At 36.6% G+C, this 24,022-nt stretch carries 28 protein-coding genes and 2 pseudogenes; 15 read left to right on the top strand and 15 right to left on the bottom strand.

Features of this window, described 5'->3' with window-relative positions; translation table 11 throughout:
- Positions 1-296 precede the first annotated feature (296 nt).
- The 9 genes and pseudogenes from JCM14932_RS01760 to JCM14932_RS14205 all read right to left on the bottom strand — a co-directional run bounded on the left by JCM14932_RS01760 (position 297) and on the right by JCM14932_RS14205 (position 9,367).
- Positions 297-950 carry an amino acid ABC transporter permease gene (locus JCM14932_RS01760; protein ID WP_025023342.1) on the bottom strand — a complete coding sequence of 218 codons (654 nt, stop codon included), beginning with the start codon at positions 948-950 and terminating at the stop codon, positions 297-299.
- 13 nt (positions 951-963) lie between these two features.
- A complete protein-coding gene (locus JCM14932_RS01755; RefSeq protein WP_025023341.1) occupies positions 964-1,602 on the bottom strand; it encodes an amino acid ABC transporter permease in 639 nt (212 codons plus the stop codon).
- Positions 1,599-2,426, bottom strand: coding sequence for a glutamate ABC transporter substrate-binding protein (locus JCM14932_RS01750; protein WP_025023340.1), 828 nt, complete (start codon positions 2,424-2,426; stop codon positions 1,599-1,601). The genes JCM14932_RS01755 and JCM14932_RS01750 overlap by 4 nt, the downstream gene beginning before the upstream one ends.
- 17 nt (positions 2,427-2,443) lie before the next feature.
- Positions 2,444-3,175, bottom strand: coding sequence for an amino acid ABC transporter ATP-binding protein (locus tag JCM14932_RS01745; protein WP_025023339.1), 732 nt, complete (start codon positions 3,173-3,175; stop codon positions 2,444-2,446).
- Positions 3,176-4,222: 1,047 nt separating this feature from the next.
- Positions 4,223-6,016, bottom strand: coding sequence for an FtsX-like permease family protein (locus tag JCM14932_RS01740; protein WP_025023338.1), 1,794 nt, complete (start codon positions 6,014-6,016; stop codon positions 4,223-4,225).
- A gap of 59 nt (positions 6,017-6,075) precedes the next feature.
- Entirely contained in the window at positions 6,076-6,828 is a 753-nt protein-coding gene (locus tag JCM14932_RS01735; RefSeq protein ID WP_025023337.1) for an ABC transporter ATP-binding protein, read from the bottom strand.
- A 148-nt stretch (positions 6,829-6,976) separates the two neighbouring features.
- The gene (locus tag JCM14932_RS01730; protein WP_235700495.1) at positions 6,977-7,327 is read right to left on the bottom strand and encodes a hypothetical protein; all 351 of its coding nucleotides are present in this window, start codon (positions 7,325-7,327) and stop codon (positions 6,977-6,979) included.
- A complete protein-coding gene (locus JCM14932_RS01725; RefSeq protein ID WP_025023335.1) occupies positions 7,327-7,608 on the bottom strand; it encodes an AbrB/MazE/SpoVT family DNA-binding domain-containing protein in 282 nt (93 codons plus the stop codon). Before JCM14932_RS01725 ends, JCM14932_RS01730 begins: the two co-directional genes overlap by 1 nt.
- 131 nt (positions 7,609-7,739) lie before the next feature.
- A pseudogene (locus tag JCM14932_RS14205) lies at positions 7,740-9,367 on the bottom strand (ABC-F family ATP-binding cassette domain-containing protein).
- 348 nt (positions 9,368-9,715) lie between these two features.
- On the opposite strand from JCM14932_RS14205, the gene JCM14932_RS01715 reads away from it, so the two are divergent.
- Positions 9,716-10,996: a Fic family protein gene (locus tag JCM14932_RS01715; RefSeq protein ID WP_025023334.1), complete on the top strand. Its 1,281-nt coding sequence runs from the start codon at positions 9,716-9,718 to the stop codon at positions 10,994-10,996.
- A gap of 37 nt (positions 10,997-11,033) precedes the next feature.
- On the opposite strand, the gene JCM14932_RS01710 is transcribed toward JCM14932_RS01715, so the two are convergent.
- From JCM14932_RS01710 to JCM14932_RS01690, 5 genes are all read right to left on the bottom strand, one after another.
- On the bottom strand, positions 11,034-11,348 hold the full coding sequence (locus tag JCM14932_RS01710) for a bacteriocin immunity protein (protein WP_025023333.1): 315 nt from the start codon (positions 11,346-11,348) through the stop codon (positions 11,034-11,036).
- Positions 11,349-11,455: 107 nt separating this feature from the next.
- The gene (locus JCM14932_RS01705; protein ID WP_025023332.1) at positions 11,456-11,800 is read right to left on the bottom strand and encodes a hypothetical protein; all 345 of its coding nucleotides are present in this window, start codon (positions 11,798-11,800) and stop codon (positions 11,456-11,458) included.
- Positions 11,801-11,816: 16 nt separating this feature from the next.
- On the bottom strand, positions 11,817-12,164 hold the full coding sequence (locus JCM14932_RS01700; RefSeq protein WP_025023331.1) for a bacteriocin immunity protein: 348 nt from the start codon (positions 12,162-12,164) through the stop codon (positions 11,817-11,819).
- 293 nt (positions 12,165-12,457) lie between these two features.
- Positions 12,458-12,796: a hypothetical protein gene (locus JCM14932_RS01695; protein WP_025023330.1), complete on the bottom strand. Its 339-nt coding sequence runs from the start codon at positions 12,794-12,796 to the stop codon at positions 12,458-12,460.
- Positions 12,778-13,062, bottom strand: coding sequence for a hypothetical protein (locus JCM14932_RS01690; RefSeq protein ID WP_025023329.1), 285 nt, complete (start codon positions 13,060-13,062; stop codon positions 12,778-12,780). The genes JCM14932_RS01695 and JCM14932_RS01690 overlap by 19 nt, the downstream gene beginning before the upstream one ends.
- Before the next feature lie 246 nt (positions 13,063-13,308).
- Here JCM14932_RS01690 and JCM14932_RS01685 point away from each other — a divergent pair, with 246 nt between their 5' ends.
- From JCM14932_RS01685 to JCM14932_RS01650, 8 genes are all read left to right on the top strand, one after another.
- Positions 13,309-13,536, top strand: a complete 228-nt coding sequence (locus JCM14932_RS01685; RefSeq protein WP_025023328.1) for a hypothetical protein — start codon at positions 13,309-13,311, stop codon at positions 13,534-13,536.
- Between the two features lie 193 nt (positions 13,537-13,729).
- The gene (locus tag JCM14932_RS14200) at positions 13,730-14,380 is read left to right on the top strand and encodes a CPBP family intramembrane glutamic endopeptidase (protein WP_025023327.1); all 651 of its coding nucleotides are present in this window, start codon (positions 13,730-13,732) and stop codon (positions 14,378-14,380) included.
- A 17-nt stretch (positions 14,381-14,397) separates the two neighbouring features.
- The gene (locus tag JCM14932_RS01675; protein WP_025023326.1) at positions 14,398-15,696 is read left to right on the top strand and encodes a sensor histidine kinase; all 1,299 of its coding nucleotides are present in this window, start codon (positions 14,398-14,400) and stop codon (positions 15,694-15,696) included.
- A gap of 12 nt (positions 15,697-15,708) precedes the next feature.
- The gene (locus JCM14932_RS01670; protein WP_025023325.1) at positions 15,709-16,446 is read left to right on the top strand and encodes a response regulator transcription factor; all 738 of its coding nucleotides are present in this window, start codon (positions 15,709-15,711) and stop codon (positions 16,444-16,446) included.
- A 95-nt stretch (positions 16,447-16,541) separates the two neighbouring features.
- Positions 16,542-16,886 (top strand): hypothetical protein, encoded by a 345-nt coding sequence (locus tag JCM14932_RS01665; RefSeq protein ID WP_025023324.1) that lies wholly within the window; start codon positions 16,542-16,544, stop codon positions 16,884-16,886.
- Positions 16,873-17,205: a hypothetical protein gene (locus JCM14932_RS01660; protein ID WP_025023323.1), complete on the top strand. Its 333-nt coding sequence runs from the start codon at positions 16,873-16,875 to the stop codon at positions 17,203-17,205. Before JCM14932_RS01665 ends, JCM14932_RS01660 begins: the two co-directional genes overlap by 14 nt.
- 43 nt (positions 17,206-17,248) lie before the next feature.
- Positions 17,249-17,527, top strand: a complete 279-nt coding sequence (locus tag JCM14932_RS01655; RefSeq protein WP_025023322.1) for a plasmid mobilization protein — start codon at positions 17,249-17,251, stop codon at positions 17,525-17,527.
- Entirely contained in the window at positions 17,517-17,819 is a 303-nt protein-coding gene (locus tag JCM14932_RS01650) for a type II toxin-antitoxin system YafQ family toxin (RefSeq protein WP_025023321.1), read from the top strand. The genes JCM14932_RS01655 and JCM14932_RS01650 overlap by 11 nt, the downstream gene beginning before the upstream one ends.
- 30 nt (positions 17,820-17,849) lie before the next feature.
- On the opposite strand, the gene JCM14932_RS01645 is transcribed toward JCM14932_RS01650, so the two are convergent.
- Positions 17,850-18,080 (bottom strand): hypothetical protein, encoded by a 231-nt coding sequence (locus JCM14932_RS01645; protein WP_155832053.1) that lies wholly within the window; start codon positions 18,078-18,080, stop codon positions 17,850-17,852.
- A gap of 119 nt (positions 18,081-18,199) precedes the next feature.
- Between JCM14932_RS01645 and relB the strand changes: the two genes are divergently transcribed.
- The 6 genes and pseudogenes from relB to JCM14932_RS01615 all read left to right on the top strand — a co-directional run bounded on the left by relB (position 18,200) and on the right by JCM14932_RS01615 (position 24,005).
- Complete coding sequence (gene relB, locus JCM14932_RS01640; protein WP_025023319.1) at positions 18,200-18,430, top strand: type II toxin-antitoxin system RelB family antitoxin; 231 nt, start codon at positions 18,200-18,202, stop codon at positions 18,428-18,430.
- Positions 18,427-18,696 carry a type II toxin-antitoxin system RelE family toxin gene (locus JCM14932_RS01635; protein WP_025023318.1) on the top strand — a complete coding sequence of 90 codons (270 nt, stop codon included), beginning with the start codon at positions 18,427-18,429 and terminating at the stop codon, positions 18,694-18,696. The genes relB and JCM14932_RS01635 overlap by 4 nt, the downstream gene beginning before the upstream one ends.
- Before the next feature lie 205 nt (positions 18,697-18,901).
- Positions 18,902-20,182: a GTPase HflX gene (gene hflX / locus JCM14932_RS01630; protein ID WP_025023317.1), complete on the top strand. Its 1,281-nt coding sequence runs from the start codon at positions 18,902-18,904 to the stop codon at positions 20,180-20,182.
- 210 nt (positions 20,183-20,392) lie between these two features.
- Positions 20,393-22,027 carry a peptide ABC transporter substrate-binding protein gene (locus tag JCM14932_RS01625; RefSeq protein WP_025023316.1) on the top strand — a complete coding sequence of 545 codons (1,635 nt, stop codon included), beginning with the start codon at positions 20,393-20,395 and terminating at the stop codon, positions 22,025-22,027.
- Between the two features lie 22 nt (positions 22,028-22,049).
- A pseudogene (gene opp3b / locus JCM14932_RS14195) lies at positions 22,050-22,981 on the top strand (oligopeptide ABC transporter permease).
- A gap of 1 nt (position 22,982) precedes the next feature.
- A complete protein-coding gene (locus JCM14932_RS01615) occupies positions 22,983-24,005 on the top strand; it encodes an ABC transporter permease (RefSeq protein ID WP_025023315.1) in 1,023 nt (340 codons plus the stop codon).
- Positions 24,006-24,022: the final 17 nt, after the last annotated feature.

Below are 24,022 nucleotides of genomic sequence, written 5' to 3'. Positions count from 1 at the left end.
CCAGCTAATACTAGCAGCACTAGCACCCAGATTGAGCATCCCAACACTAACAGCGGATACTTCAGCCGGAGGATGGAAGTGACGAGCCAGCAGTGATAGTAGAATGAGAACGGCGGTTCATGCCGTTCCCATTCTACTGGACGACATTTGAAATTTGCGGTCTATGCGGAGTTCAAATGCGAGACTTCAGACCTTGGCTGAAGTCGGTCCCACAGCAGGCTCACTCACTTCCAACCGCAGGCGGCATAACCAACCACAAACCAAACAAAAAAGAATGCTTGCGCATTCTAATTTTTTTAAGCCATTCGTCTGTCAATAACTTTAGACAACAACGACAAAGCGTAACAAACAACAAAGTACATTATAGCCATCGCAACGAAGACCGGAATAATGTAATTAGGATTTTGTCCATAAACCACTTGTCCATGTTGCATCAACTCTGGCACAACGATAATCGTTGCCAATGAAGTATCCTTGATCAATGAAATAAATTGACTAACCAAAGCTGGGATCATTTTTTTGTAAGCCTGTGGTAAAACAACGTGCCACATAGCTTGGCCCATCTTCATACCCATAGCACGAGACGCTTCCATCTGACCAATATCAACAGCCAAAATACCTGAACGGATAATCTCGGCGATCATCATTGATTCGAAGACTGTCATCGCTAAAATGGCTGCTGGAATCGTATCTGGTTTGAAACCAAATGCTGGCAAACCAAAGTATGTAAAGAAGATGATCAAAAGCAATGGTAAGTTACGGATAACATCGATAATAAAACCAATGATCCTTGAAAAATATGGAATCTTCGCATAACGAATAATTCCTAGAACTGAACCAAAAATAAAACTTAATACTACTGAAATTACTGAGATCAAAATTGTGATTTCTAGCCCTTGGAGCAGGAATCGTATATTGATCCATGAATACGCGTCTATCCAGTTTTGCATAATACGTCCTCCCCTAAGCTAATTTTCTTTCTAGATGTTGCATGTAATAACTGATCGGCAATGTAATAACTAAGTAGAACAAGCCGACAACAACATATGTATTGACTGTTTCAAAGGTTGTTGAAGCAATCGCATTACCTTGATACATCAAGTCAAATCCAGCCACGAAAGCTAGAACTGATGAATTCTTAACCAAGTTAATGAATTGATTACCTAGTGGCGGAATAACCAGTTTGAATGCCTGTGGCAAAACAACGTTCTGCATAGCTTGCCAAAAAGTCATTCCCTGCGCACGGGCGGCTTCCATCTGACCAACATCAACTGAGTTAATACCTGAACGAACTGTTTCAGCGATAAAGGCTGAAGTATAAATCGTCAGTCCAATCGTACCGGCTGTGAATCCATTGATTTTCACCACGTATAGTGTAATAACCAGATAGAAGAACATCGTGATAACCAACAACGGGATATTACGGAAAACTTCAACATAAACATTCCCAATCACACGAGCAACTTTACTAGGCATAACTTCCAAAATAGCGAACAGTGAACCGATGATCAAACTGAAGAATAGTGCCAAGAGACTGGATAAGACTGTCCAACCGAATCCAGAAATAAAGGCTGACCAATTATCTACTAGTAGTTTTATCATTTTCTCAGCACCTCCTTGTAATCAAATCCTGGAACATTACCGAACCACTTCATGATCAGTTTGTTGTATGTTCCGTCCTTAATAACTTCTGCAAGACCCTTGTTGATGGCGTTACGGAAATCAGGTTGACCTTTATTGATACCAATACCATAAGGTTCAGTTGTAAATGTTCCACCGACTAACTTGTAGTCAGGGTTTTCAACTGCTAGACCAGCCAAAATAACATTATCAGTTGTCATAGCATCACCCTGACCAGACTTCAAAGCTGTCAATGCTTGCGCAAAGTCAGGAAGTTGAAGTACTCGAGCCTTCGGAGCAATCTTTTGAATATTATCAACTGAGTTAGAACCAACAGCACTAGTTACAGTCTTACCATTCAGATCCTTAACGCTCTTAATAGATGAATTCTTTTTAACTAAGATCGATTGTCCAGCGTCAAAATACGAATCTGAAAAATCAATGACCTTTTTACGATCCGGCAAAATAGACATTGTCGCGATGATCGCATCGATATTTCCATTCTTTAACAATGGAATACGTGATTGTGATGTAACGGTAACGAACTTCGCATTACCATTCTTGCCAAGGACTTTTTTGGTAATAGCCTTAGCCAAATCAATTTCAAAACCTTTTTCCTGACCATCTTTAACGTCGATCAAACCGATCAATTTTTGATCAGCCTTAACACCCCAAGTAATCGTGTTCGACTTCTTGTCGTTTTCCAAAACATTTTGGGAAGATAATGGTTGTGTTCCACATCCGGCAAGCGTCAGAACTAGGAGCAATGACGTGATGATCAATGACAAATACTTGAATCTTTTCATATCAAATACCCCCTATTTTAATGCTTAATGATCTTACCTAAGAACTGATTTGCACGTTCGTTTGAAGGGTGCTTGAAGAACTTCTCTGTCTCATCATCTTCTAGGATCTGACCATCAGCCATGAAAATAACACGGTTAGCAACTTCCTGAGCGAAGCCCATTTCGTGAGTAACGATAAGTGATGTCATATCACTTTGGCTAGTAACATACTTGATAACACCCAAAACATCGTCGATCATTTCTGGGTCTAGCGCACTAGTTGGTTCGTCGAATAACATGCAACGAGGTTTCATTGCAAGTGATCTAGCGATGGCTACACGTTGTGCCTGTCCACCAGAGATCTGAGAAGGCATGTTATGAGCTTTATCTGCCAAACCAACTTGGTCTAGTAAAGCCATAGCAGCTTTCTTATTCTCCTCTTCACTCAACTTCAATACGATTCTTGGAGCTAACATAACATTTTCAAGAACGTCTTTATTGGCGTATAAATTAAAATGTTGGAAAACCATCCCGACATCTGTACGAATACGGTTGATATCAGTCGACTTGTCGGCAATATCATGACCGTTGATGATCAACTGTCCCTCTTGAATTGTTTCCAGACCATTAACAGTTCTGGCTAGAGTACTCTTACCAGATCCTGAAGGTCCGATCAAAACAACAGTTTCTCCCTTATCGATTTTTAAGTTGATGTCCTTTAGTGCGTGAAACTTACCGTAATATTTTTGTACATCACGGAATTCAATCATTGATGACATAAACTTTCTCCCTTCTATTCCCTCTGAAATTTATCTTAAAATTTCCTGAAAAATAATCATTAAAGAAATTTTAATGTTTAAATATGAATTTAGCAACAAAAAACGTTCAAACAATGAACATGTTCGTCTTTAGCACAACGTGATTATTACGCTAGAGTTCTTTCATGTCAATGGTTTGTCTTGACATATTACTATATGAAAAAAATTATTAAATATTCACTTAACCTCAAAATACGAACTAAATGATTGTTAAAATTTTATCAAGTAATTAATTGTATCATAAATTAAAACATTCTCCTAAAATTATATTTATTTTAATCAAACGAAGAACACCTTTGGTAAGAATGTTCTTCTTGTTTTGCGCCTACGGGCACAAGCAAGAATCCGCTGTGAGGTACGTTTCGAGCCAAGGTCTCGAAACTCGGTTATGAACTTCACACGGACCGTGAATTTCATAACACGCCCTGCGCTGTAGGAATGAAACATTCCAACACCGCTGCCACTGCTGGATTATTGCTTGTGCCCTCCGGCTCATCGCCGATTGGACAGCTATCTCAAAATCACATTAAGACAATCTAAATTACGACGTAGATGGAAGACGATGTGTTGTGCAGTGATAATTATGTTAGGACGTTTCGTCCTTACATAACGAACGTATTTTGAAATTTGCGGTCTCGGCAAAGTTCAAAATCGAGGTTCGAGACCGCGGCTCGAACCGGTTCACACAGCGGAATACATCGTCTGTAATCGAAGTGAATATCAACAAATAAAAAAACGCCACCTAATTAATAGGTGACGAATTTAGTGTGACTGCTCTCACACTTTTGAGAACGGGAATTCTCATTACATATATTGAAGGGTGTTTCAGGAATCTTGTTGAGGGATTTCCATATAATATTGCGTCTCAGAGGGGGAAGGTTTCTTCAACGCTTTTAAACAATTAATGCTCCTCTATTCGGAGGAGCTGGGGTCAATAGGTATTAGTTAGGGGGAATACCCGTTGACCCCAGTTCCCCCGAAAGGAAAACTGGTTAAACTTTATTTTAAAACGATCTTCTTATATAAGTAGCGTGTTAAGAAGTAATAGCATAGATACAAGACAATGAAGATTCCAAACGGAATTTCGATATGTGTATATGGCTTGTATAAAATACCCTTGAACATCTGTAGTCCCAGCAACACATGAATGATACCTAGCCCAGCTGGTACTGCGAATAACACGGCAATTTCTTTATTAATAGTAGAACGAAGCATCTTTTGACGTGTACCGATCTTGTGAAGCATGTTGTAACGCTTAACGTCACCGTTTGCTCCTGACAAGATCTTGAACATCAAGCAACTGGCAAGCATTGCTAGAAAGGCAATTCCGAGGAAGAAGCCCATGAACTCTAGTCCGGAGAAGAATCCATTGATCAAAGTATAGGCGCTATACTTATCACCACCTGCTTGTTTCAATTCAGGATAACGTTTTGACTCTTCTTTAGAGATAGCCTTGATCTTACTTAAGTTATCCTTAAATGAAGTTGTCTTAACCAATGTCAAAGTATCAGTCTTAGCTTGAATCTTATCAAACTCAGCATCACTAACCATTTTGACCTGACTCATTCGATATTTAGGCATCATATTTTGTAACATTGAATAACTAACATTCGGATCAGCGATATTACTACTCTTCTTCGTTGTCGCAATCATGCTCTTCATATTGAATGCTTCATAATGGAACGGTTGCTTCTTGAACTCACTTTGACGATAATAAAGAACTTTGCCCTTATCGTCAGCTTTGTATGAATAATTAAATTGATCATCACCACTCAAGTGATTTATCCGACTTTTTTGTGCCGTATCGGCGTTATGAACTGCCACATCATAGTAATTCTGACCATTCACAACTGTGTCGATTTGATTTTGAAAGCCAAGGCCAACCGTAATCGCACCAAGGGCTAGAGCAAACATAATCGATACCATTGATAGGATCTTAGTGTAATCACTGATTCTAAAACTTAATTGTGACAGCGTAAAATTATTTAAACCTTTTTGAGCAAATCTTTCGTTACGCTTCAACATTGAGATCACTGCTGTAATAGCGGCATTGATCGTGAAGTAAGTACCGATAACGATAGTAACCAAGGCAATGGGCACACCTAGATAAATGAACAACGCGTTCTTACCCATATACCACATTACATAATAACCGATTGCCAAGAAGACAATCCCGATAATGGCTTGAATAACTTTGAGAGCGCCGTTACGCTTGATCTTAGCTGGTTGACTGTCCTTGTGTAATAGCGTCAAAACCTTTGTTCGACGAAGTGTAATTGAATTACGAATTGCTGAAAAAATAAACAATAGAATGAAAAATACAAATGTCCAGATCAGAGCTGGTAAATAAAAACTGTCAAAGTGTTTGACTTGCATATCCAGTGCCGATATTACCATCTGACTGACGTATTTAGTCGCAATAATACCGATTGCTAAGCCGATCAAAGTTGAGATAGTACCGATGGCAAATGTTTCAACAAAAATCATTCTAGAGATCTTGCTACTTTTGGCGCCGAGCATCATGAACATCCCATATTCTTTTTGCCGCATGCTCAGCAGGAAACTATTCGCATAATTGATGTAGACGATGGTAATTATTGCCAACAGAATGATTCCAAAGCCAAAGATGAACGCTGTCGCTGCAGCTGGTGAATTAGAGCTCAAAAATGTTTTGTTGATGGCTAACGACAAAAACATATAAAAAATTGCTGAAGCAATGATCAAACCCGAGAACAGAACTGTGTAGTCTCGCATTCGATGACGGATGCCGCTTAGGGCTAGTTTGTTTAACATAATTTAATCTCCTTATTTGAAACGAGTTACTAAAACCAAATGTCTACACTCTCTGAAATCTATTCGACAAACGTTCCTAATGAATCTAAGATTTCTTGATAAAATTCACCACGAGAACTGTCTTCTTTTTTCAATTCTTGGCCAATTTCACCATCTTTGATGAAGAGGATTCTGTCGCAGTAACTAGCTGAGAAAGGATCATGTGTTACCAAAAGGATCGAAACATTATCTTCTTGATTGATCTTAGTCATCGTATCCATCAAGGCACGGGCACTCTTAGAATCCAGCGCACCAGTTGGCTCATCACCGAAGACGATACTTGGTTCATGAACCAAGGCACGAGCCGCAGCGACACGTTGTTTTTGACCACCAGATAATTCAGTTGGATAGTGATTGAGGATTTCGGTCAAACCAAGTTTTTCAGTAATAGCTGTAACGGCTGGTTTGATTTTTTTAGGTGAAACATTTTGTAATGCCAGTGGCAAGGCAATATTCTCGTATGCTGTTAAGTTTTCCAACAAATTGAAGTCTTGGAAGATGAAACCAATCTTGTTAGCACGGAAATCAGCCATCTCATTAGTTTTTAATTTAGTGATATCTTGTCCGGCAATTTTAACCGAACCACTTGTAGGCGTATCAAGAGTGGACAAAATATTTAATAATGTTGTCTTACCTGAACCAGATGCCCCCATGATACCAACGAATTCTCCTGGTTGAACTTCAAAATTTACATCCGACAAAGCTTTGAATTGTTTCTCATCAGCCTTACCATAAATCTTTTCAACATTTTTCACTTCTACAATTTTTTGCATTTCTTGAACCTCCATTTGATATATCTATCATAAAAAAAATCGTCAAAAAGGTCGTTCGATTCATATTACATTTACTTACAATTTTGTAAGATATATTTGAGCAAAGAAAAAAGCGACTCGAAATTTTACTTTCGAGTCGTTTCTGTAATCACAAATTATTTTTATATGTCTGTACAAACAAATATAGATCATTTATATCAGTAATTTCTAGTCTCCCAATAGGCGGACGTTTAAATACTGTACTTCTAGCAATCTTATAATTCTTATGAATATCAACATATGACTTTTTTATAAGACCAGCTTCCTCCCAATATTTTATAGGATAATAAAACTTCTTGGTATTAGTAGATTTGTTTGTGTACTTAGAAGTTATTTTGAAAACTAAAACATAATTATCATAAATATCAACTACTAATGCTAGTCTAAACTTAGATTTTGAAATATCATCAAATGGAACATTAGCGATATACAAATCCATTGGTTTTATGACTTTGCCCATTAACCATTGACCATCCAATCATGAAAATCAGGTGATTTCTTTTCATCATAATGACCATTCTTGTCTATATCAACAACTTCTGTTGGTATATCTTTCATTAAATCATGCCATTCAAGTGCTGTTGGTTGTTTTTTTAGAACTATTTCATTATCAGAATTAACTGTAACCGATAATTCATCACCACTATTTAAGTGCAACGCTTTTCTAAATGGTGCAGGTATTACCACCTGACCTTTGCTAGAAATCTTTGACACTTTAGAATGTTCTACTATTTTATCCATTTCAATCACCCTTTTCCGTCTTACTTCTTACTTCTTACTTCTTACAACATATTTTCAATTTAAGATACCAAACACTATTAAAACAACAAAAGCGACTCGAAATTTTACTTTCGAATCGCTTTGTTTATCTATTAATCTTCATATAATTTAGCAACTTGTGCTTGCACTTGTTCATGTCCCAAAAATTCATCGTATGTAGTATCAGCACGATCCACAATACCTTTAGGACTAACCTCTACAATTCGGTTAGCGATTGTTTGAATGAACTCGTGATCATGAGATGTGAAGATGATACTTCCCTTGAAGTCTACCAATCCATCATTCAAGGCCGTGATCGATTCAAGATCCAAATGATTAGTTGGATCATCTAATAATAGTACATTAGCCTTACTCAACATCATCTTAGACAACATCGCACGAACCTTTTCCCCACCAGACATGACATCAACTTCACGGTTCACATCATCCCCAGAGAAGAGCATCTTACCCAAGAATCCACGTAAGAAAGTATTATCATTCTCATCTTTAGAAGCATATTGACGCAACCAGTCGATAACTGCCAACTTATTGTCGGCGAAGTAATCATTAACATTCTTAGGCAAGTAAGTCGTACTTGCAGTTTGACCCCAAGTCACTTGCCCTTCGTCAGGTTCCATCTCACCAGCAATAATTTGCATCAGGATAGTTGTCGTTAAGTCATTACGACTAATGAAGGCAACTTTTTCATCTGGACGCAGTGTCAGGTTGACGTTATCTAGAATCTTAACGCCTTCGATCGACTTAGAAATACCTTCAAGACTAACTAAGTCCTTACCCAATTCACGTTCAGGATGGAACTTGATGAATGGGTACTTACGTGTTGATGGCTTGATATCATCTAGAGTGATCTTCTCTAATTGCTTCTTACGAGAAGTAGCTTGCTTAGACTTCGAAGCATTGGCACTGAATCGAGCCACGAATTCTTGCAATTGCTTGATTTGTTCTTCCTTCTTGGCATTTGAATTAGCTTGTAATTTTGTAGCTAACTCGCTTGATTCCATCCAGAAGTCATAGTTACCAACAAAAAGTGTGATCTTACCGCGGTCAACGTCACACATATGTGTACATACTTGGTTCAAGAAATGACGGTCATGGGATACAACGATAACAGTATTCTCATAGCCAGCTAAGAAGTTTTCCAACCAACTGATCGATTGAACGTCCAAACCATTAGTCGGCTCATCCAAAAGTAAGACGTCAGGATGACCAAACAAGGCTTGTCCAAGTAAGACTTTAACCTTTTGTGGCTCCGTTAATTCACTCATTGGAACTTGGTGAAGTGATTCTTCAATACCTAGTGCTTGGAGCATTTGAGATGCTTCAGCTTCGGCTTCCCAACCACCCATTTCGCCAAACTCTGTTTCTAATTCAGCTGCACGAATTCCATCGGCATCAGTGAAATCAGCCTTTGAGTAAATAGCATTTTTTTCAGTCATGATATCGTAGAGGCTTTGGTGACCACGAATCACAGTATCCATTACAAGATTGTCTTCGAAAGCAAAGTGATCTTGATTCAAACTAGACATTCTCTCGTTAGGCCCATTGATACTACCCCAGTAGTTGGCTTGAGTTTGCCCTCAATGATCTTCAAGAATGTAGACTTCCCGGCACCGTTGGCACCAATTACACCATAACAATTGCCTGGTGTGAACTTAAGATTGACATCGTCATATAGCATCCGATCGGAAAACTGCATACTGACATTGTTGACATTTAACATTAACTATCCTCCTGCATTTACGCGTAAAAAAACAACGTGTCAAGTACCGGCGACGTTGATTTCTGTTAATTATTTGTTTTGATATATTAGTGTAGTGTAACACATACCTGCGTGGATTTCAGTGTTTATCAACTATTACAAATAAAAATAGATTGTAAATATAAAGTATATTTTAATTACGCTGTCAAAAATAATTACTAAGTTTTAAATTATTGATGACTTTTGAATAATTAGAACAAAATATGTATATAACTATTTAAAAATAGTCTATTTTTAAATAGTTAATGTAGAAAGTATGTTAAACTTTGCTAAAAGGTACTATTTTTAACAAGTTGAGGTAAAATAGCGATGTTAGAATACAAATCACTAGAAAAATTTAAATACGGCACTGGAACTCAATCATTTTCAGATGAAGAAATAGAAAAAGAATATCAAAACAGAATTAATGGTTATTCCACACGTGTGACAAATATATACCCATATTTAATCGATAGAAATAAAGTTTCTAGTAACCATTACCCATTGTTTATAGTAGAAACAGTAAAAATAAATGAATTGTTCAACGAAATACAAGCTGAGTCCAAAAATATAGAAAGAATTGCAGAAAAATTACCTGGTATAGCTCAAAGCGGTTATATTAATTCTCTTTTACAAAATGAAATATTCTTTACTAACGAAATTGAGGGTGTAAAAACTAATAAAGAAGAAATTGGAACAATAATAGGTGATTCGGTTTCTAAAAAGAGAAGCAAAAGGCGAAGGTTAGAATCAACAATCCGGAGATATCAAGCAGCAATAGCAAAAAAAGACATTAGAATTGAGAAGTTAGAAGATATCAGAAAATTATATGATGACCTTTTAGATGGGGAATTAGCTGACGACGTTCTACCTGATGGAAAATTGTTCAGAAACTCCAAGGTTTATATAGGTGGTGAAACTGAAATTATTTTTAATCCACCCGCAAATGAAGAATTGATATCTATACAACTTACAAAATTAATTGAATTAATGAATAATGACAGTATCAATTTTTTAGAACGTGCATTTATTACACATTTCGTTTTTGAAAATACTCATCCTTTCAGAGACGGAAATGGTCGTATGGGGCGGTATTTATTATCATCATATCTGTCCAAAAAACTCGATCAATTTACTGCCTTATCAATTTCTTCGGCAATACATATTGAAGTTCAAAAATACTATAGGATTTTTAAAGATGCCGATAATCTTTTTAACAAAGCCGATTTAACAATATTTATCACAGAAATGGCAAAGATAGTTTTAAATGGACAAAGAAGAGTATCCGAGAACTTATTAATCAGGAAAGAATTGTTAGATCACAATTGGAATCATTTAAGTAACAGGTTTGATAATTTGTCAGAAAATGAAAAAACCGTACTAAATATTCTTCTACAATCAAAATTATTTAGTAACGATGACAGTACAGGTGTTCAAGACCGAGAAATCATCAATTTTCTGAACAGCAATGACCATAAAAGATTTCCTAGAAATACAGTTAAAAATGCAATCAGCTTATTAGAGGACCGAAAGATAATTCAAAAAATAAAAAGTGCCCCACTACAACATGTATTACTTGATGAATACATTGAAAAAGAATTTAATAAATAAAATTAAAGGCGAACTGAGAAATCAGTTCGCCTTTAATTTAGTTACTCTCAACCTTAATACGTTCTTCCATTCCACTAATCCAAACACTATTAGCGGTTGAACCACGATAATCCTTAGCATTGCATTCAATGCTCTGTGACAAATTCAATAGTGCTTTGGGTGCACACAACCAATGTGATGCTAAATAATATGAAATATAATTGCTTAATTTTACGCAGACGGTTTTGTAATTCTCACCGTCATCCAGTTCACGGGCTAGCTTCAATAGCCTAGTTCGAATGTCACGATCCCGTTCGATCTCAGGATCTGAATATGTTTTGTTAATTAAGTCAAATAACTCTTTTTCTGACAAAATATCACTCCCTCACAGATTATTTTATCTGGAATGATATTTAGTAAACAAAAAACATCCTGAACCGTAGTAATTGCATTCCTGAATGAACATCCACGAAGTTAAACTTAGAAATACTTGATTGTACTTCCAAATTTCAAAGGAATAAATCCCTGATGAGAATAATTGTCGATAACCTTAGAATCAACCTTCTTCAATTGTGGTTCGATGAAATTATAAATATCACTATACTCTGTTGGCAAGCCAGAAATACGAGTCTTGATACTCAACGATAAGTCCGCTTGCAATAATGCTGTTCTTAAACCTAGCATTATTTTTATATAATCTTCATTATTATTTAATTGCTTAGAAAATTCCAACAAACTCTTTCTGAATTCAGCAAACTTGGCGTCTGTAACTTCCTTATATGCTGTATCGACTAACTTGATAAGTTCTTGATGTTGTTCTTCCAAAATTTCTCTGACCTCTCTATCTACGTGGCATTTTGTTCTTGTCAAAATAACTATAAAACTGTGATTTATCAGTGAAGTTAGCACGATTACGACCGTTCCAACCCGCTCTCTTAGCCATATTAGCCAATTCGATCAATTGATTATCCTGTTTCTTTGGCAAAGTGACATTGTCGAAACCTTCAACATAAATATAATTAACCAGACGACTGATAAGTGGATCAATATCCTTAGTATCATCGATCTTCGTATAAACTTGTAGCAACACATCAGTGATGTTCAATAATCCCGTTGAAGGATTTGGAACCTTGATCAAATAGTTATACAAGCCATGTATTAATTCTTTTACTTCTTCGCGCTTTTCCATTTACTCATACCCCTATTTCAAACTAAGCTTCAATTCCAATATAGTTCTTTTGCTTCAAAATGGAAAAAACATATCCTGAAACGGGGTATTTTAATTCCCGAATGGATATGTTCAAACTTGTTTTTTCTCATTATCCTTAACAAATAAGCTATCCCTAAGTAGGAAAATGGTGACAAATAATGAAATCCAGAATGCGTATGAAAAACTATTTCTGACAATATTTTCAATTACTGTACTTATAGTAATAATTGACAACCAAAACGATATATCTTTATAAAACCGTTTATTAAATCTCATAATCCCATACCAAAGAAAAGACCGTTAGCGACAGTTTTTAGGCTAGAAACCTCACGCCAGCGAGCTTCTTCTACTTCATTGAGTTCAATGCCCTCAGATATTCTTAAGTTAGAAGACTTCTGGAGAAAATATAAAAATGAGCCGGCAAATGCCATTGCTTGTTCCTTTTGTAGCTCTACTAACGATTCATTAACATATTCTGCTGTTAGTGCGCTATGATACTTGTTTAATGCCATAGCCAGGTTCTTTAATGCTATCAGAGCTTTGCGTCTGTCTTCTTCTTTCATAATACTCATACCTTCCTCATACAATAATTTTATAAGTGAGCTCCCCAAAGGTTATTCCCCAATTGTTTAAATGAAGAAACCTTATGCCAGCACACCTTTTCGGTATCATTGAAAGTAATATTATCCGATAATTTAACAACCATCACTTTGTTAAAGAAGTATTGCAGCGATCCAGTAAAGGCAGCTCCATCTTTTTTCTTTAGATCAACCAGAGTTTCATTAACAAAGTGTGCCGTTGCTGAATTACTATGATATGTGTTCAATGCGGAACTAAAATCCTGCATGGCTTTTATAACCTCATATTTATCCACCATAATATCCCCACCGCCTATCTACTATTTACTTATAGCTTAAACGGCTAGAAGTATTATGAAGAAATATGTCCTGAAATAGGTAATTTTATATCCTGAACTAGGTGCTTCGATAACCTGAACTGAATTTTAAGATACTAAAATATATAGTCCAGGACATTTTTAACAAAACACATCGTTTATAGATTATTCTGTACTCATCAAAGCATTGGTAATAATAAGTATCTCAACCGTTATGGAGGATATGATATGTTCAAGTTTGTAGATGGTAAACTAAGACCTGTTGAAATTCAGAATGCACTGGACAATATTTTGTCACTAATGTTGATCAACTGTGCTATTGAGTTAGTAACAAATATCATGGATGGTATAACTTTGTTAAATATGGATTATCGATGGCTTTTTAGAACTACTATGTTAATGATGATTGCTGCTAAAGCATGGAATTACTGTATTAAAAAATTCAAAAAAAACTAAAAATATCCCGAACACCAATGTTTAAGACAACAAACTGGGTGTTCAGGATATTTTTTCACACACTAGCATTCATAGTGTTATTTTGTTGTTATAAAAGAATAAACTCTAGCATTGTTATCACCTTTATTTACTGGAATCATAGCTATGGGCAAAAAATCAAAGCCCATATTACAAACCACTAGGAGGAACAATCATGAAAAAAAACTTATTAAGCAACATCGGAATCATCTTAGGTTATTTCATCTTGTATCAAGTGGCTATGCTCCCGCTTCTTCTTGGTCAAATTGCTCCAAATGTTTTTGTTTATGCTATTTTTGCAGCTTTGGGACTAGTTGCTTCTTATTATTTCATCCGTCGAATCTGGTATTTTCTAAATGACAACTTTGTCTTCGACGTTAATCGCACCAAGCATCCAGTTATTGAACTGATTCTTTTCGTCATTGCCTTAGTCGCAATTTCATCTTTGACCATTTACATTCCAGAATCGAATAACCAAAAGCTAATTCTAGAGACAATAAAAACCAACATGTTTAATACTGTCTTGATCACAGTGATTTTATCACCAATTTTTGAGGAATTGATCTTCAGAGGTCTGTTTGCGAAGTTGTTTTTCCCCACCGTTAAGAGTGCTAAATCAATCTTTTTGTATGTGGCTATCACTTCAATTGTCTTCGCCTTAATGCACGAACAGAGCTTCAGCTTAAAACTCGTTCCCTACCTCTTAATGGGAATCGTCTTATCCTTGGCATATGTTCGCTTCGGCGATATCCGCTACAATATGTGCTTACACTTCTTGAATAATTTCATTGCGACAATTGGTATCGTCCTTCCTCTGATATACTAGTTGTAGGGGGTACGGGGATGATTTATGTAGAAACTAGGGCTTACTTGTTAGGAATACTATTATCTTGGATAATGGTATTTGTAATATTCTTCTCACTTTATCACGATCAGAAAAAAATAAACGTCAAAACGATCACAGCTTCAGTGGTCTTATTATTCATATGTGCCATCGTTGATGGTCTAGCTGATGATTGGAGCTTTTTGTTACTGATTGTGGGAATCTATTTGATTTTTGATCATCATTTCAAACTCAATTACTTCTTATTAGATGCTGTATTGATATCGAGTATCACTATTTACATCGTTGATATCGTTATGTCGGCGATTGTTATGATGTTCGTACACACCCAGAACACTCAAGGATGGGGTTTCACACTGATCAGCAGCGCCATCGAGTGGACTCTAGCTATCATCGTTATCTTCCTTTACCAAAAGTTCGACTTGGTCGGTTTCATCAACAAGACGATCAAGTCGCCAGTCATGACACTATTACTGACCTATTTTTTCTTCGTCCTATCATTCTTCATGACCTGCATCGATCACTTACAAGCCTATCGCAAGTTAATCATTGGGATTCTCTTATTCGTCGTTATCCAAATAATTGTCTTATTGTTGATCTTCCTAATCGAAGCTAAACGTCAGAAGAGTCTTTACCAACAACAATTATCTGAGGAACAATTTAAGAATCTCAAGATGTATACTGATCAACTAGAGCGTGACCAGTTAAGCTTGCGCAAGTTCAAGCATGATTATGGGAATTTGCTATTGAGCTTGCGAACGGTGGCTGACTCTGACAGTGATAACGCTCTGATAGATTCACTTAATAAATTCGAAAGTTATTCTAATGATTATTTTAGTAATGTATCTATGAAATTATATAAAGATATAAATAACGTTAAGAATCCATACTTGAAGAGCCTCTTTATCAGTAAGTTGAATCAAATCAACAATGCCAAGATCGACTGCAAATTCGAATGCCGTGATACTGTTGATGATATTTCCATCAATGTCTTTGACCTTGTCAGATTACTTGGTATCGCCATTGACAACGCCATCGAAGCAACGAAGAAACAAGAACACGGTAAGATTCAGTTAGCCATCATCACTGAGAATAACCAAATAACCTTTATCATTGATAACACCGTTATAACGCCTGAAAAAGTTTCGTCGCTCAGTCAAACTGGTTATTCAACTAAGAAGAACCACTCTGGACTGGGGTTATCAAACGTTCAGGATATCAAGAAGAAATATCCGAATCTATTGGTCCAATACAGTGAAGATTCAGATTGGTTCCATCTCCAATTAGTTTTGATTTAGAAAGGGAAAAACATGACTTATCCAATTATAATTTGTGAAGACGATATGGTTCAGTTGCAGCAATTCGAGGTCCTCGTCAACAATTATATGTTGTTCCACAGTGACCCCTTCGAGATTGCTTTTAAAACTCAGAGTCCTGACGAGGTATTGGAATACTTACAAGAATATCCGACTTCTAATGGCATCTACTTCTTAGATATCGACTTAAAGAGTGACATGAATGGTATCGACCTCGCCGTCAAGATCCGCAAGATCGATGTTCAAGCCAAGATAATCTTCGTCACGACACACGATGAAATGGCGCCTGTTACCTTTAAGCGTAAAGTAGAAGCTCTAGGGTTCATCGCTAAGGATCAAGAACCAGAGGAGTTCCGCCAAGAATTCTATGATACATTGACGTTGGCAAAAGACCGAATCGATCGGATAATGACTTGCCAGAAGCGCTGCTTCGCCTTTTCAGTTGGCAATCAAATCTATCATATTAACTTAGATGAAGTCTTATTCGTCGAAACTTCCACCGTTCCTCATCGCTTGGACTTATATACGAGAACCGGCAAATACGAATTTTACGGCAATCTAAACGAACTGGAGAAGAAATACTCTTCACTCTTCCGCGCCAACAGATCTTGTTTGGCTAATCCTCAGACTATCAGTGAGGCAGACTTTGGTCGCAGAAAAATGCACTTCGGACCTGAATTAGTCCGTTCATTTTCACTCGGAAAAGCCAAGAAGCTTAGAACTCTAATGTAGTTCAAGACACCAAAGCACCTATTTCAAGATATATTTCCCATCTGGCTTGCATAACATGATATGTTAAGACTAGTTTTAAGGAATGGGGAGATAATATGGACAGGAACAGCAAAGTATTTCAACGAATTGCATGGATAATATTCTCTATAGAATTAATTCTAATCGTTGGAATTGGCTTAGTTTCACACTTTTACCCAAAAGATCCAACAGCTGCTGTAGATAACTTCTTGAAGTTCATCATGTCGTTTTATTTTATAATTTTTGCAATTATTATCGAAGTTTTGACATACTTCGCAATTAAGAACATGACCAAAGAAAATCAGTCATGGAATATTGTTCTGATCGTCATGGGATTTATAAGTAACCCACTCTATCTGATACCAAGTATTGGAGAATTGATTTTACATTTAAAGAATAAGGATAACTATGGACATATTTAACAGCAATTTAACACCCGCTAAGAAATTACAAATACTACATCTATTATTGGGATTGACCGGATTATACGCCGTCGCCAGTTTGTTATTTGGTGACTCGCTCAAGACCATTTTGACTGATAAATTATTTATCTTCTTATTGTTCAGTAATCTAGTCATGTATTTTAAATACTTAGATAAGAAAGATAAGTACTACAAGCAAACTGCGAAAGTATATTTTATTGGTTTCATGGTATTTTTGATTATGTTTGCGGCTAAGGCACTTATAAATTTACAAATAACACAAAGCATACAACTTGTGTTATTTTTTTTATTATTATAAACTACAGTGTAATACGATAGTAAACAAGAAAGAGATGAGAATCATGGCAAATGCAACAATTAGAAATAAAACTGTCTCTGCTCGAGTAACAGATGAAATTAGTGAACGTGCTAAATCTAACTTAGCAAAACAAGGTTTAACCATTTCTGAATACATTCGTTTGTCACTTATCAAAGCTGCAAATAATGATGTACGCTTAGTTAGTTTTTTAGATACCCCTGAAGCTATAAAAGCTAAAAAGGAATCTGAAAATGGTGAAACAAAAGATATCGGAAATCTAGATGATTTTAATACATGGATTGACAATATAAATGAAAATTAATCGTACAAAATCATTCGATAGAGAAATAAAAAAATTAGCAAAAAAACATTTCCCTATTCAAATACTTAAACCATGCATAAAAGCTATTGTTGAAAAAGATGAATCTATACTAATTAAAATCAAAGATCATTCTTTAAAGGGGCAATGGTGTGGATACCGTGAATTTCATCCTTCCCGATTAGGTTCATATGGTAGCCACTTTGATAGTTGGATAGTAATTTATAAAATAGAGAATGATATATTAGTCTTAACATTAGTCGCAACTGGGAATCATGCACTACTGGACAAATAAAGAACTGACTAATTAAAGTCAGTTCTTTATTTACATATCCAAAAAATGTCTAATAATATGGGCTGACTTAACTAGTGATTCAAACAGATCGTAACCACCAAGTTTCAAGAATACATCAGCACACCAAACTTTCATCCACGATGCCTCAAAAACCAGAACTGCTATCAATACGACAATTCCAATCCTTCCTATCCATTTAAACCACTTCTTCTCCATCAAATCATCCCAACCTGTTTCGATTATGTGAATTCTATCATCCAAGACAAATTTATTTATACTTTTGTCCTGAAGTAGGTGTTTTTATATCCTGAACAAAGAATTTGTATTTATCTGCTCTTCGTATTACAATGTATTACACAATATGTAGAGGAGTTATTCTTATGGCTATGATCACTATCAGAGTTTCAGACGATGAAAAAAAATGGTTAAATGAAATGGCTGAATTTCATGGTATTACATTATCAGAATTAATGATGAAGTATTCTATAAACGAATTAGAAGATGAATACGATGAAATGACTGCGCAATTTGCGCACAAAAGATGGCTTGAACAACATAAAGAGGCTGAACCAATTTCTAAAGTAATTAAGGAACTGGGGTTTGACGAATGACATATGCCCTTTATATAAATAAGGACGCCAAAAAGCAATTAAGGAAAATGGATAAGTACCAAGCCAAACTGATACTACAGTGGCTATACACTAACATTGACAATAGTATCGATCCAAGAGTACATGGCAAAGGACCAACATCTAATTTATCCGGACTATGGAGATATCGAATCGGTAATTATCGTATAATTTGTGAAATCGAGGATGACAAATTATTTGTTACTGCTATCAATATTGGACATAGAAATAGTATTTATGATAACTAATATCAGAGCATATCGAATTCGATATGCTCTTTTGAATTCACTTTTCTACCTATTATATAGTCCAATTAGGACTAAAATGTTATGATATAACCATATTATCGAAAGGATGTATGCACATCATGAGATTAAAAAGTGCCAACCCAAACACACACAAATAACTAAACGGCATTAATACCCTGGGGTATAAGTGCCACCAGGAGGATTTATGGAAAATACAATAAACGCTAAAGAACGAGTTATCGTTGCCGGAGTTAGTCACAAGCAATTGGACTTTGACTACACAATGGAAGAATTAGGCTCACTCGTTGAAGCCAACAATATGGAAGTCGCTGACGTGATCAAACAAAACGTTGATTCAGTCAGTGCCAAGACTTACTTCGGATCTGGTAAGGTTACCGAGATCAAGGAAATCGCTAATGCGGACGATGTTACAACGATCGTCTTGAACGATGAATTAACACCATCCCAAATCAGAAACTTGGAAAAAGAAACTAAATTAAGCTTCATGGATCGAACAGAATTGATCCTCCAAGTCTTCTCAAACCGTGCCCATACTAGACAAGCTAAGCTGCAAGTCGAAATCGCCAAGTTACAATATCAATTACCAAGAATTCATCCATCAGGTAACCCACTGGATCAACAGTCATCTTCAGGTGGCTTAGCCAACCGTGGTGCCGGTGAAACCAAGCTTGAGTTGGATCGTCGTGTTATCCGTAAGCGAATCACTTACTTAAAGGATCAACTCAAAACTGTCGATAAGACGATTAATGTTCAAAGTCGGCGCAGAACTAATACTAGTCTTCCACTAGTTTCACTAGTTGGTTACACTAATGCTGGTAAATCTACGACAATGAACGGACTGCTGAACTTCAATAAGGAAGATTCTGACGATCGTAAGGTCTTCGAAAAAGATATGCTCTTCGCTACACTTGATACAAGTGTCAGAAAGATCGACCTTGAAGATAATACTAGCTTTCTCCTATCAGATACAGTTGGGTTTGTTAGTAAGCTACCTCACAACTTGATTGAATCATTTAAGACAACTCTTAAAGAAGCCAAGGATGCCGACCTATTGGTACAAGTAATAGATGTTAGTGATGAACATTGGAAGAATATGCTCGAAGTTACTGAGAATACTCTCCGTGAAGTCGGCGTTACAGGTAAACCAATGATCTATGCCTTTAACAAAGCTGATCTGAAACCAGATCAAGTCTTCCCTACTATTGAAGGCGACAATATTTATTACTCAGCTTTGGACGATTCGTCTATCCAAAAACTAGTTGAATTGATTAAAATGAAACTATATTCTGGTTATCAGACAGTCGACTTACTAATTCCATATGATAAGCAAAAACTCACTGAGCAACTACTGAAGAATGCACAAATTATCAGCAAGGAATTCACTAATGACGGCTCTTTACTTAAGGCCAACCTAAGCCCAGATGAACTAGAAAGATACGAACAGTTTGTCCAAGTAAATGCATAAGCATATTTTTCTAATTTAACAATTTAATATTAAAAAATCATAAACAGAAATATCTATTTTATAGATATTTCTGTTTTTCTTTGCAATTTAATCCGTGATGTATTATGATTTTAGAGAACATTAGAGATTTTTTAATAAAGAGTCTTTGTATTTAATGTTTAATGGTGTAGTCTAATAATATTGTTGTTTAGTTTTTAGGGAGGTTGTGTAATGAAATATAAGAAGTATCTACTAGCCCTGTTGCCAGTCTTGGCACTTGCGCTAGTACTTAGTGGTTGCGGATCATCCACTGAAAAGGACGATAAGAATACCTTGTCGATCAGTTCCAGTGATGTTATCGCAACAATGGATTCGTCGATGAACACGGACGTTATCGGTGCTCAAGGTTTGACTGATACTATGGAAGGATTGTACCGATTCGATGGTAAGACTCTAAAGCCTGCTATCGCCAAGAAGATCGTTAAACCTACTAATAATGGTAAAACTTATACCTTCGAGATGAGACATACTAAGTGGTCTAACGGTAAACCCGTTACTGCTCAAGACTTTGTCTACGCATGGCGCAGAACAGTCGATCCTAAGACTGCTTCACAATATGCTTACATCTATACAGGTATTAAGAATGCCGATGCTATCAATGCTGGTAAGAAACCAGTTGATACATTAGGTGTTAAAGCACTTGGAAAATACACGTTACAAGTAACTTTGGAAGATCCTATTCCATACTTCAACAAATTGATGGGTAACTCAACATTCTATCCTCAATACAAACCTGCAGTTGAAAAAGCTGGCAAGCAATATGGATTAAAGAGTGCCGGCATGGTCTTCAACGGACCTTTCATGTTGAAGAACTGGTCAGTTTCAGACAATAGTTGGACTGAAGTTAAGAACGACAAATACTGGAACGCCAAAGCTGTTAAGTTACACCAAGTTAAGTATTACGTTGTTAAAGATAATAATACTGGATTGAATCTTTACGATGCCAACCGTATCAACCGTCTACAAAAGATCAGTGGTGATACAGCTCGTCAAGTATCTACATACAAGACATTCTCAAACGATAAGATGGCAAGTAACTTCTATCTAGAATTCAACCAAAAGAAATATAAGTTCTTCAAGAACGAAAAGATCAGACAAGCTATTTCAATGTCGATCAATCGTGAACAACTAACAGATAATGTTTTAGGTAAAACCGGTGGTATCGAACGTACTATTGTTCCTTCAGGAATGTCTTATGCACCTAAGAACAATGTTGATTTCACCAAAGAACCAGAGCTTAAATCAGTAAGCAAATACACAGAGTACAATCCAAAACTTGCTGCCAAGCTTTGGAAAGAAGGAGTCAAAGAAACAGGTCAAAAGGACCTTAGCTTCACATTATTAGGTGATGATACCGATGGTGCTAAGAAACAAAACGAATATATCCAAGGACAACTTGAGAAAAACTTACCAGGATTCAAACTTACATTACAAAATGTTCCATTCAAGTCACGTCTTGATAAGTCAACAAGTGGTAACTTCGATATCGTTGTTACTGGTTGGAACGCCGATTACCCAGATCCTGTTACATTCCTAGATATCTTCACAACTGGTAACCCTCAGAACAATGGTAAGTACTCAAACCCTGAATACGATGCCTTGATCAAGAAGAGTAAGACAACAGATGCCAATAATGAAGACGCTAGATGGGAAGACTTGATACAAGCCGCTAAGATCCTCGCACAAGATTCTGGTGCCGTTCCTCTATACCAATACTACCAAGCTAACTTAACAAGAGAGAGTGTTAAAAATTATAGAATTTCACCAAATGGTAGTTATAACCTCGTCACTGTATACAAAAAATAATTAGGAGTTAGGGAGATCAAATATGGCTAAATATATTCTCAAAAGAATTTTCTACCTGTTTTTGACCCTTTTCATTATTGCAACTCTGACTTTCTTCCTAATGAAGATGCTTCCTGGTACACCGTTCTCTAACCAGAACCGTATGTCACCAGATCAACTGAAGATCGTTAAGGCTCAATATGGTTTGGATCAATCAGTCTTTGTTCAATATGTACGTTACATGGGTGGTTTGCTTCAAGGTAACCTTGGAACATCATTCCAATTCAACAATGAACCTGTTACAGCATTGATCGGTCAACGTCTTGCTCCATCAATGCAAATTGGTGCTCAAGCAATGATCTTAGGTACCGTTCTTGGTATCTTGCTTGGTGCCGTAGCCGCTATTCGTAAGACACATGGGTTGATACACTTGCTACATTTATTTCAATCCTTGGTCTATCAATTCCATCTTTCGTTTTAGCCGTATTACTACAATTCTACTTGGCCTACAAATGGCACATCTACCCAGTTGCTCTCTGGGACAACTTCCAATCAAGTGTGTTACCAACACTTGCTCTAGCAGCCTTACCATTAGGTAACGTTGCCAGATTCATGAGAACTGAAATGGTTGATGTTATGAGTAGTGATTATATCGAATTAGCCAAAGCAAAAGGTAACTCAAGCTGGAAAGTCGTTACAAAGCATGCGCTTCGTAATTCTTTGATCCCAGTTGTTACAATTATCGGACCTATGGCCGTTTCAGTTATGACCGGTTCAATGGTTGTTGAGAACATCTTCTCGATTCCTGGTATCGGTGAACAATTCGTTAAGTCAATTACAACCAACGATTACCCAACTATCATGGGACTAACAATTTTCTATTCATTCCTATTAGTTGTCATCATCTTGATTGTCGATATTCTCTACGGATTCATTGATCCAAGAATTAGATTAGGAAACGGGGGTAAAGAATAATATGGAACAAATTCCTAATGTACCAAAGGAAAAATTTAAATTAATTCATGACGAAAATAATAATGAACAAGAAAAACTTGGCACACCTTCGCTTACATACTTGCAAGATGTTCGTCGTCGTCTGTTCTCTAACAAAGTCGCTGTCGTCTGTTTGACACTTCTTTCAATTATCGTCTTGATCTCAATCTTTGCTCCGCTAGTTGCTCCCCACAATCCTAATGCTCAACAAGTTACTCTATCTAACTTGCCTCCTAAACTAGGAAACTTAAACATTCCCGGATTCAATGGTTACCAAAACATGGGTGGTAAAATGGTCGACGCCTACAAACAAGCTGGCGCACCAAAGAATGCCTTCTACCTATTAGGTACTGACTACCTTGGTCGTGACCTACTATCAAGAATCATCTATGGTACTCGTCTTTCACTTATCGTTGCCATTTTAGCTACACTTGTTGATTTGATCATCGGTGTTCCTTACGGTATCGTCTCAGGTTGGAAAGGTGGCAGAACTGATACAATCATGCAACGTATCGTTGAAATCGTATCTTCTGTTCCTAACTTGATTGTTGTTATCTTGATGATGATCATCTTGAAACCAGGTCTTGGTTCAATCGTTATCGCTATCGCCATCACTGGTTGGGTAACTATGGCACGTCTGATTCGTGCTCAGACCTTCCAGTTGAAGGAACAAGAATATGTCTTAGCTGCCAGAACCCTTGGTGAATCATCAACTAAGATTGCTACAAAACACTTGATTCCTAACCTATCTTCAACAATTATCATTCAAACAATGTTTACAATTCCGAATGCGATCTTCTTTGAAGCCTTCTTGAGTTTCATTGGTATCGGTATTCCCGCACCAAACGCATCATTAGGTACATTGTTGTCTGATGGTCAAAAAGCCTTCAGATTCTTACCATATCAAATGTGGGCACCAGCTATTATCTTAAGTATCATCATGATCGCAACAAACCTTCTTGGTGATGGCTTACGTGATGCCTTTGATCCACAATCTGACGATTAGACTACATAAGGAGTATG

This window comes from Companilactobacillus nodensis DSM 19682 = JCM 14932 = NBRC 107160 (genome assembly GCF_000615905.1).
Classification (GTDB): domain Bacteria; phylum Bacillota; class Bacilli; order Lactobacillales; family Lactobacillaceae; genus Companilactobacillus; species Companilactobacillus nodensis.
Note: the sequence above shows the minus strand (reverse complement) of the source record. Positions and strands in the feature narration are given on the sequence as shown.

Coding starts and splice junctions, on each gene's coding strand:
- JCM14932_RS01750 (WP_025023340.1), bottom strand. CDS start 2,426: ATGAAAAGATTCAAGTATTTGTCATTGATCATCACGTCATTGCTCCTA.
- JCM14932_RS01730 (WP_235700495.1), bottom strand. CDS start 7,327: ATGGGCAAAGTCATAAAACCAATGGATTTGTATATCGCTAATGTTCCA.
- JCM14932_RS01690 (WP_025023329.1), bottom strand. CDS start 13,062: ATGGTGGATAAATATGAGGTTATAAAAGCCATGCAGGATTTTAGTTCC.
- JCM14932_RS01675 (WP_025023326.1), top strand. CDS start 14,398: ATGATTTATGTAGAAACTAGGGCTTACTTGTTAGGAATACTATTATCT.
- JCM14932_RS01740 (WP_025023338.1), bottom strand. CDS start 6,016: ATGTTAAACAAACTAGCCCTAAGCGGCATCCGTCATCGAATGCGAGAC.
- JCM14932_RS01665 (WP_025023324.1), top strand. CDS start 16,542: ATGGACAGGAACAGCAAAGTATTTCAACGAATTGCATGGATAATATTC.
- JCM14932_RS01700 (WP_025023331.1), bottom strand. CDS start 12,164: ATGGAAAAGCGCGAAGAAGTAAAAGAATTAATACATGGCTTGTATAAC.
- JCM14932_RS01615 (WP_025023315.1), top strand. CDS start 22,983: ATGGAACAAATTCCTAATGTACCAAAGGAAAAATTTAAATTAATTCAT.
- JCM14932_RS01725 (WP_025023335.1), bottom strand. CDS start 7,608: ATGGATAAAATAGTAGAACATTCTAAAGTGTCAAAGATTTCTAGCAAA.
- JCM14932_RS01670 (WP_025023325.1), top strand. CDS start 15,709: ATGACTTATCCAATTATAATTTGTGAAGACGATATGGTTCAGTTGCAG.
- JCM14932_RS01760 (WP_025023342.1), bottom strand. CDS start 950: ATGCAAAACTGGATAGACGCGTATTCATGGATCAATATACGATTCCTG.
- JCM14932_RS01755 (WP_025023341.1), bottom strand. CDS start 1,602: ATGATAAAACTACTAGTAGATAATTGGTCAGCCTTTATTTCTGGATTC.
- JCM14932_RS01655 (WP_025023322.1), top strand. CDS start 17,249: ATGGCAAATGCAACAATTAGAAATAAAACTGTCTCTGCTCGAGTAACA.
- JCM14932_RS01625 (WP_025023316.1), top strand. CDS start 20,393: ATGAAATATAAGAAGTATCTACTAGCCCTGTTGCCAGTCTTGGCACTT.
- JCM14932_RS01650 (WP_025023321.1), top strand. CDS start 17,517: ATGAAAATTAATCGTACAAAATCATTCGATAGAGAAATAAAAAAATTA.
- JCM14932_RS01660 (WP_025023323.1), top strand. CDS start 16,873: ATGGACATATTTAACAGCAATTTAACACCCGCTAAGAAATTACAAATA.
- JCM14932_RS01715 (WP_025023334.1), top strand. CDS start 9,716: ATGTTAGAATACAAATCACTAGAAAAATTTAAATACGGCACTGGAACT.
- relB (WP_025023319.1), top strand. CDS start 18,200: ATGGCTATGATCACTATCAGAGTTTCAGACGATGAAAAAAAATGGTTA.
- JCM14932_RS01685 (WP_025023328.1), top strand. CDS start 13,309: ATGTTCAAGTTTGTAGATGGTAAACTAAGACCTGTTGAAATTCAGAAT.
- JCM14932_RS01735 (WP_025023337.1), bottom strand. CDS start 6,828: ATGCAAAAAATTGTAGAAGTGAAAAATGTTGAAAAGATTTATGGTAAG.
- JCM14932_RS01635 (WP_025023318.1), top strand. CDS start 18,427: ATGACATATGCCCTTTATATAAATAAGGACGCCAAAAAGCAATTAAGG.
- JCM14932_RS01745 (WP_025023339.1), bottom strand. CDS start 3,175: ATGATTGAATTCCGTGATGTACAAAAATATTACGGTAAGTTTCACGCA.
- hflX (WP_025023317.1), top strand. CDS start 18,902: ATGGAAAATACAATAAACGCTAAAGAACGAGTTATCGTTGCCGGAGTT.
- JCM14932_RS14200 (WP_025023327.1), top strand. CDS start 13,730: ATGAAAAAAAACTTATTAAGCAACATCGGAATCATCTTAGGTTATTTC.